This window comes from Vreelandella indica, from assembly GCF_037070225.1.
Lineage (GTDB): Bacteria > Pseudomonadota > Gammaproteobacteria > Pseudomonadales > Halomonadaceae > Vreelandella > Vreelandella arctica.
In genome coordinates this window covers 1-4,407 of the sequence record NZ_JBANSO010000062.1, presented here as the reverse complement: position 1 = coordinate 4,407, position 4,407 = coordinate 1, and the positions used below count along the sequence as shown (strand labels likewise).

6 protein-coding genes are annotated in these 4,407 nt (G+C 53.4%); 5 read left to right on the top strand and 1 reads right to left on the bottom strand.

Going from position 1 to position 4,407, the window contains the following annotated elements:
• On the top strand, positions 1-290 hold a 290-nt coding region (locus V8L71_RS20315; protein WP_336275293.1), incomplete at its 5' end, for a primase C-terminal domain-containing protein.
• Here the strand turns inward: V8L71_RS20315 and V8L71_RS20310 are convergent.
• On the bottom strand, positions 287-568 hold the full coding sequence (locus V8L71_RS20310) for a virulence factor (protein ID WP_095604723.1): 282 nt from the start codon (positions 566-568) through the stop codon (positions 287-289). The two genes, V8L71_RS20315 and V8L71_RS20310, sit on opposite strands and share 4 nt — an antisense overlap.
• A gap of 952 nt (positions 569-1,520) precedes the next feature.
• Here V8L71_RS20310 and V8L71_RS20305 point away from each other — a divergent pair.
• From V8L71_RS20305 to V8L71_RS20285, 4 genes are all read left to right on the top strand, one after another.
• Complete coding sequence (locus V8L71_RS20305; RefSeq protein WP_095604721.1) at positions 1,521-1,823, top strand: hypothetical protein; 303 nt, start codon at positions 1,521-1,523, stop codon at positions 1,821-1,823.
• A gap of 1 nt (position 1,824) precedes the next feature.
• A complete protein-coding gene (locus tag V8L71_RS20300; protein ID WP_336275292.1) occupies positions 1,825-2,163 on the top strand; it encodes a MobC family plasmid mobilization relaxosome protein in 339 nt (112 codons plus the stop codon).
• On the top strand, positions 2,153-3,571 hold the full coding sequence (locus tag V8L71_RS20825; protein ID WP_489686894.1) for a relaxase family protein: 1,419 nt from the start codon (positions 2,153-2,155) through the stop codon (positions 3,569-3,571). Before V8L71_RS20300 ends, V8L71_RS20825 begins: the two co-directional genes overlap by 11 nt.
• A gap of 72 nt (positions 3,572-3,643) precedes the next feature.
• Positions 3,644-4,407: replication initiation protein (locus tag V8L71_RS20285; protein WP_336275291.1), on the top strand; the 764-nt coding region annotated here is incomplete at its 3' end.

Sequence of the window (4,407 nt, the reverse complement as noted above, 5' to 3'; positions counted from 1 at the left end):
AAGCTGTACTGACTCGCGCACGTGCCTATAACGACTTTGAAGCGCCATTATCGGATAGCGAGGTTCGAGCTACAGCCAAGAGCGTTGCTAAGTGGACTCATCAGCACATCACTCCTGCAGGTTTTTCTGCAGTACAAGCTCAGAGAGGATGTAAGAAGGGGGCAAAGCGGCGGGATGAATTCGGACCTAGTGTTCAAATCATGGCTAGTCAGGGGTTTTCTCAGCGAGAAATAGCAAGAACCACCGGGATACCACAAAAAACAGTAAGCCGGTGGTTAAGAGATACTTAAAGGGCTGGCATCAGGTCGTTCATTTCTTCGATGCGAAGCATTCGAATATCTCTAACAGAGGCTGTAAACCAAGGGAGCTTTTTTGAAAGCTCCTGCGCGGCCATCACGCATTTCACAGCATTAATGTTTTGATCACCGAAATATACACTGCCCTGTTGCCACGTAAATCCGAGAGGCTCGAGCACTTTTCGAATATCACCGTAAGCGTTGGTATGAGAAGGCGTAGGATAAGCCTGTTGGAGCGAGGCTGTATCAAGGTCAAAAGCAATTGCGTACATCCGTACTCCTGAAGTACTTGGTGTGGTCAGGCTGGTAGTAGACATGATTTGACACCGAAGTGAGTCAAAGCCATATCAGATAATAGCCGCTTTTCGTGTTTTGCATTTTACGCTGTGCAGTTTGGGCCTCTACCCCTGTGTGCGTTAATTCGGTTATATACGGCCTGGGTTCCGATCTCTAAAAAGTTAGCGATCTCTTTTGCTGAATACCCAGTGTCGTATAGCCCCTGCATTATTTGATCTTGATCCCTCCTTGGCGCATTTTTAAACATTTCTTTTGTCACTGCTGCGTGAATGCCAAATCCAAACATCTTATTTTCCTCTGCTTTTAGGGCTCTTCTCGGTGGAGCGCGTTACTAATCATCGTACACAGGCTAATATTTTAGCAATGTTTAGAGAAAAAATACCTTTATATTTTCCCTAAGCTACTGATTATCAACGGTTCAACATTTTCTGTTCATTATTATTCTGGGCTTTCTACAACTGTAGACTAGCTCCCGACAACCTAGCTTGAGTCATCGGGTAGCTTTATCACTTCAGTATGTGTGCGATGAGGACGAGCACTATGATTAGCAATTCCATATTCACCTCCTTTTGTTGGTTCTGATCTATTTAGTGTCTTGCTTAAAAAAGCTTCGATTTTGTTGCTTTTGGTGCCTTCTATAGTGCGGGTTATCCAAGTATCTCCTGTTTGATTTCAGCTAGCTTCGGATCACCGTTGTGTGGCTGAGCTGGCACAACTAGCTGTTTCTCTCTTATAGGGTAGCGATTATTATTTGACGGTTTTTTAGCAATAAGCCAGCATACACAGAGGTGCCTTTGACTCGCTTCGCTCGTCTGGCACTCTGTGAGCTGGGTCAGGGGCTACCGCCCCCGACACCCCCGTTGCCACCTGGCAACGCCGACCATGCTGCTGGTCGCCATTGCCAGGCGGCTATGAACGGAGACAACGATGGATCAGATACACGGTGCTGACTGGGAGACCTGCCTCGATTTAATGAATCGATGGGACGTTGAAGATGGCTCGTTTCTCACGGGCCTAACGGTCGTTGAACGTGATGGCTTATTGGAACCAGGCGTTCGTACTCTTTGGAGTGATGCTCAGCCTGGTGTGTGGCTGACAGGCCGCGTTGCCTGTCGTAGCTATCAGGAAGCGATGTCGATTCTAGGCGAGCTTTGCGACGCGCTTCAGGTGCGCTATGAAGGCTATCGCCGTGAGCAAGAAGCGATTCGTTCTAAGTACGAAAAGGACTGATATGGCGGATATCTACCGAGAAAAGGTTATTAAAGTGCGGGTAACAGACGAAGAGTACGTCGCATTGAAACAGCGTAGTGCTAAGCCGCGTCTGGCCGAATGGATGCGTGAGACCTGTCTGGATACCAATGGCCAGCGAAAATCACGCTCTCAGCCTCGCAGCAGCGCCGATCCTGCTTTGCTTCGCCAGTTAGCCGGCATTGGTAATAACCTTAACCAGATAGCGCGACGCGTTAACAGCGGCCAATGGGGGCCGTTGGAGCGTGTGCACGTCATGACCGCCCTAGCCGCCGTAGAGCGTGAACTAGCCGCGCTCAAGCCTGAACACCATGATCGTTAAGTTCACGCCGCGTGGTACAGGCCGTGGTTCTGGGCCTGTTGGCTACCTCCTCGGGCGTGATCGCGACCGTGAAGGTGCCGAGCTATTGCGTGGCGATCCTGATCAGACCGAGGCGCTCATAGACTCCAGTAACTACGCCAAACGCTACACCTCTGGCGTTTTATCCTTTCAAGAGCCCGACCTGGATGCCGCCACCAAGGCGACCATCATGGAAACGTTCGAGCAAGCGCTGCTGCCAGGCTTGGATGCTGACCAGTACGACTGCTTATGGGTTGAGCACCGCGATAAGGGCCGTTTAGAGCTGAATTTCGTGGTACCGAATGTCGAGCTGACTTCTGGACGGCGCCTACAGCCCTACTATGACAAAGCCGACCGCCCGCGCATCGATGCCTGGAAGACGTTGACCAACGACACCTATGGGTTGCACGACCCCAACGACCCCGCTAACCAGCGAGCGTTAACGTACCCCGCTAACCTGCCCCGTGACCGCGTACAGGCCCAGCGGAAGCTCACGGATGGCCTACTGCAGCTTGCCGAGCGTGGCGAGATTACCAACCGGACTGACGTGGTAGCGGCGCTGGAAGGCGCAGGCTTCGACGTGACACGCCAAACGAAAACCAGCCTAAGCATTGCCGACCCTTCCGGTGGCAAGCCATTACGGCTACGAGGAAAGCTGTATGAGCGAGATTTCCAAAATGGCGACGGCCTTCGAGCAGAGATCGAAAGAGCAAGCCGAGAATACCGAGCAGGCCGTCAAGAGCGCGTTGAAGAAGCACGAACACGCCTTGCTGTTGGCATTGAGCGAAAGCGAGAAGACAACCAGCGACGCTATCCGCGCCCAGAGCCAGCGCTTGAAACGCACCGCGCTATCGAGCTGGATGGCCGTGGCCATTCCCGTAATCGTGACGCTAGCGTTGAGCGCCGGAGCCATTTGGGCAATGAGTTGGTACATGAACAGCCAGGTCGAGCAGATATTGAACCACAGGGCGACTTTGGAGCGTCTAGCCGAGGAAGGAGCGGAGATCCAGCTGACTTACTGCGGCGACAACCGGAGGCTGTGCGCGAAGATCGACGAGAGCGCCCAGACTTACCAGGGCGGGTACCGGATACTGGAGGGGTACTAGATGACGGAATTAGAGCGGGAGCTATTGCGCGCTTTCGAAGATTTACAGGCCAGCTACGAGAAACAGCAGCAGGAATGGCAACGCGGTTACGAGAGTTTGCAGACCATGTTCGAGGACACACAGCGCGACAACCAGGCCTTAAAACGCCAGGTGATGAACTTGAGCAAGCAGGTCAACGACTTAAGCGAGAGTGTTTCGCGCTGGACGCCAGAGGGCAAGAAGCGGTAAAACAGCATGATAGGCGTACCCGATACCGTGATCACGACAAAGGTTTCGGGCTTTAAAAGAGAACGCCCCCAACCCGGGAATCTTGGCGGAGAAACGGGATGAGGGCGCACGTATAACGTGAGGATATTGTGACCCAGGCCGCACGGGATTGCCAAGGCTTACCCCCAACAAATTTGACCCTATTTGGTAAACGGCTTCCCCGTAAGCCCTACCACACCGACGATTTCGGTATGGGGCTACGCATCCGCGACGTTCAAAAAGCGCTCCAAGCGCGCTATATCCAACCCAACGGCCCCACGCACCGCTATTGGCTGGTCTATGACGTTGACCGTAGTGGTGCCGTGCTCGATTGGTATGACCGCGGCGCACCACCGCCGACGATCGTGGCGCAAAACCCCGCCAATGGCCACGCCCACCTGATTTACGGCCTTGATGTACCCGTTAGAACAGCCCCAGACGGCAAACCAGGCCCATTACGCTACGCAGCCGCCGTAGATTGCGCCCTACGCGCTGTTTTGGACGCTGACGCGGGTTATGCGGGCCTTATCTGCAAAAATCCCTTACACAGCCACTGGCGCGTCACTGAATGGGAACCTCGCTTGTATGAGCTGGGCGACCTAGCCAGCTGGTTAGACCTCAGTGCCTTCAACGACCGCCGTAAACGGCTTCCAGACTACGGACTAGGGCGTAACTGTACCCTCTTCGAAAAACTCCGCACATGGGCTTATAGAGCGATACGGCAGGGGTGGCCAGAGTACGAGCGATGGCATGAAGCTGTACTGACTCGCGCACGTGCCTATAACGACTTTGAAGCGCCATTATCGGATAGCGAGGTTCGAGCTACAGCCAAGAGCGTTGCTAAGTGGACTCATCAGCACATCACTCCTGCAGG